Genomic DNA, 591 nt, shown 5'->3' on the forward strand with positions numbered 1-591 from the left:
TATTATTCTTTCTTTTTACCCAGCAACAAAAACAGAACACCCTTTCTCGTCTCGTTTTAATTGGTCTTGTTACTGGCTCTCTATTTGGCTTGGCTCTTCAGCTTATTCACGGTGAAGGCAGCGACGTCATTTCGAAAACACTAGAATGGGTTGGTATTGTTGGTAGCGGCTATGTCGGCTTGCTAAAAATGGTGATCATGCCACTTGTGTTGGTTTCGATGATTTCTGCGGTAGTAAAACTGGAGAAAGGTGGCTCACTTGGCAAAATCTCTGGTCTGACGATTTCTGTGTTGCTAGTCACCACAGCAATTTCGGCTTTGATCGGTATTCTTGTTACTTCTGCGTTTGGTCTGTCAGCGGAAGGGCTAACTGAAGGCGCTCGTGAAACGGCTCGAATTGCGGTTCTTGAAAGCCGAGCAGGCACAGTAAGCGATCTAACCATTCCACAAATGCTAGTAAGCTTTATTCCGACAAACCCATTTGCAGACTTAACGGGTGCACGCTCAACCTCAATCATTGCTGTTGTCATTTTTGGTGTACTAACTGGTATTGCAGCTCGCAAAGTAATGATGGAAAAAGAGGAATTGGAAT

General features: G+C 44.3%; 1 protein-coding gene. It reads left to right on the plus strand.

Annotated features, from left to right (window positions below; genetic code table 11):
* Window positions 1–591 (plus strand): cation:dicarboxylate symporter family transporter (locus R7Q48_RS29145; protein WP_318133845.1); only part of this gene is annotated, 591 nt, incomplete at both ends.

This window comes from Vibrio sp. 378, assembly GCF_033339435.1.